The organism is Pseudomonas sp. NDM, from assembly GCF_003105095.1.
Lineage (GTDB): Bacteria > Pseudomonadota > Gammaproteobacteria > Pseudomonadales > Pseudomonadaceae > Aquipseudomonas > Aquipseudomonas moraviensis_A.
Genome location: NZ_QETJ01000294.1, coordinates 1 through 2,413, shown reverse-complemented (window position 1 = coordinate 2,413; position 2,413 = coordinate 1). Strand labels below are relative to the sequence as shown.

Here is a 2,413-nt window from a genome sequence, read left to right as displayed (position 1 = left end):
ATCGCGAGCAGGCTCACTCCTACGATGGTTTTGTGGTGTTTGTAAAATCAGCGCTTAAGGCATAATCCGCCCCAACTCCAACAACAAGGATGCCTTCGAAGTGAGCTCAGTCAACAAGTCGATATTGTTGGTCGATGACGACCAGGAAATACGCGAGTTGCTGGAAACCTACCTGACCCGCGCCGGGTTTCAGGTGCGGGCCACCGCCGATGGCGCCGGTTTTCGTCAGGCGCTCAACGAGGCGCCGAGCGATCTGGTGATCCTCGATGTCATGCTGCCCGACGAAGACGGCTTCAGCCTGTGCCGTTGGGTGCGTCAGCATCCGCGTCAGGCGCAGGTGCCGATCATCATGCTGACCGCCAGTTCCGACGAAGCCGACCGCGTGATCGGTCTCGAACTCGGCGCCGATGACTACCTCGGCAAACCGTTCAGCCCGCGCGAACTGCAAGCGCGAATCAAGGCTTTGCTGCGCCGTGCGCAATTCGCCCACGAACGCAGCGGCAGCGAAGTGCTGGCCTTTGACGACTGGCGCCTGGACACGGTCAGCCATCGGCTGTTCCACACTGACGGTGAAGAGGTGATTCTCTCCGGCGCCGATTTCGCCCTGCTGAAACTGTTCCTCGACCACCCGCAGCAAATCCTCGACCGCGACACCATCGGCAACGCCACCCGTGGCCGCGATCTGATGCCGCTCGATCGCATCGTCGACATGGCCGTCAGCCGTTTGCGCCAACGCCTGCGCGACACCGAAAAACCGCCACGGCTGATCCGCACCGTGCGTGGCAGCGGTTACCAGTTGGCAGCCAATGTGGTTGCCGGCAATGCTCACTGAGTCACTGCGCAAGTTCGCCAACCGCATTCCGGTGCCGCGTTCGCTGCTCGGGCGGATGTTGCTGCTGACCCTGCTGGCGGTGCTGTTCGCACAGACGCTGTCGAGTGTGATCTGGGTTTCGCAGTTGCGCGCCACCCAGCTCGAAGGCCTGGTCACCAGCGCCCGCAGCCTGGCCCATTCGATGACCGCCAGCGTCAGTTATTTCCGTTCCTTGCCGGTGGCCTATCGACCGCTGGTGCTCGATCAATTGCGCAGCATGGGCGGCACCCGGTTTGTCGTGACCCTCAACGACAAGCCCTTGGGCATGGACGTGCTGCCAGTGACGCCGCGCAAGGCCGCGGTGATGCAAGCGGTGGATGAAGTGCTGCGCCAGTCGCTGGGCCATGACACGGATATTTCGGTGACCTTCGTCAGTCCCGAAGACCTGCGCATTTTCAACGCCGGACTGAAACTCGATGAATTGCCGCGCTCCTGGGCGCACTACGCGTTGACGCTTGAACCGGTGAATCCGCCGGTGCTGGTCACTCAAATTCAGATGGCCCCGGGCGAGTGGTTGTACATCGCCTCGTTGCTGCCCGAGCCCTACACCAGTCTCGAAGAGCAAGGCCTGCCGGCGCAGCAGGTGTGGTTCATCGTCCTGACCAGCGGCTTTCTGTTGTTGTTCATCGGCCTGCTGGTGCACTGGCAGAGCCGGCCGCTCAAGCGTCTGGCGCGGGCAGCGCGGGATCTGTCGCTGGGCGCCGACGTCGAGCCAGTGGCGGAGGGCGGCGGCAGTGAAGTGGTGGAGGTCGGGCGCGCGTTCAACACCATGCGCGAACGCATCAGCCGCTACCTGACCGAGCGCAGCCAGTTGTTCAGCGCGATTTCCCACGACTTGCGCACGCCGATCACCCGCTTGCGTTTGCGCGTCGAGCTGCTCGAGGACGAACAGCTGCAAGCCAAGTTCGGCCGCGATCTGGATGAGCTGGAGCTGCTGGTCAAAGGCGCGTTGCAATGCGTGAAAGACACCGACATCCACGAGAACATCGAGCCGGTGGATCTCAACCATGTCCTCGATTGTCTGGTCGAGCCGTACCTGGCGCCGAATGGCAACGGTCGCGTAACCCAGCATGGTCGCGCGCTGTCGGCGTATCCGGGCAAGCCGCTGGCGCTCAAGCGCTGCATCGGCAATCTGATCGACAACGCCTTGAAATACGGACAGAACGCGCACCTGCACATTGATGACGATGACAGCGCGTTTGTTTTGCACGTCGACGATGAAGGCCCGGGCGTGCCGCAGCAACGGTTGGAGCAGGTGTTCGAACCCCACTTCCGCCTGGCGGGGCAGCAGCAGGGCTACGGACTCGGTCTGGGTATTGCGCGCAACATTGCCCATAGCCATGGCGGTGAGGTGACGCTGCAGAACCTGCGTGAGGGTGGGTTGCGGGTGACGTTGCAGTTGCCGCGCTCGGTAGATTGAAGATCAAAAGATCGCAGCCTTCATGACGTTCGGCGCCACCGGCGAAGGCAAGATTCACGGCCAGGTCTATCGCATCGAGCAGGGCGACTCCGGCAAGACCCTGACCCGCTACAGCATCAGCC

Annotated in this window: 2 protein-coding genes; both read left to right on the top strand. The window is 62.4% G+C overall.

The window, feature by feature from the left end:
• The first annotated feature begins 100 nt into the window (after positions 1-100).
• Positions 101-832 (top strand): response regulator, encoded by a 732-nt coding sequence (locus DCO47_RS26540; RefSeq protein WP_039758123.1) that lies wholly within the window; start codon positions 101-103, stop codon positions 830-832.
• The gene (locus DCO47_RS26535) at positions 822-2,291 is read left to right on the top strand and encodes an ATP-binding protein (protein ID WP_016773530.1); all 1,470 of its coding nucleotides are present in this window, start codon (positions 822-824) and stop codon (positions 2,289-2,291) included. The genes DCO47_RS26540 and DCO47_RS26535 overlap by 11 nt, the downstream gene beginning before the upstream one ends.
• Positions 2,292-2,413 lie beyond the last annotated feature (122 nt).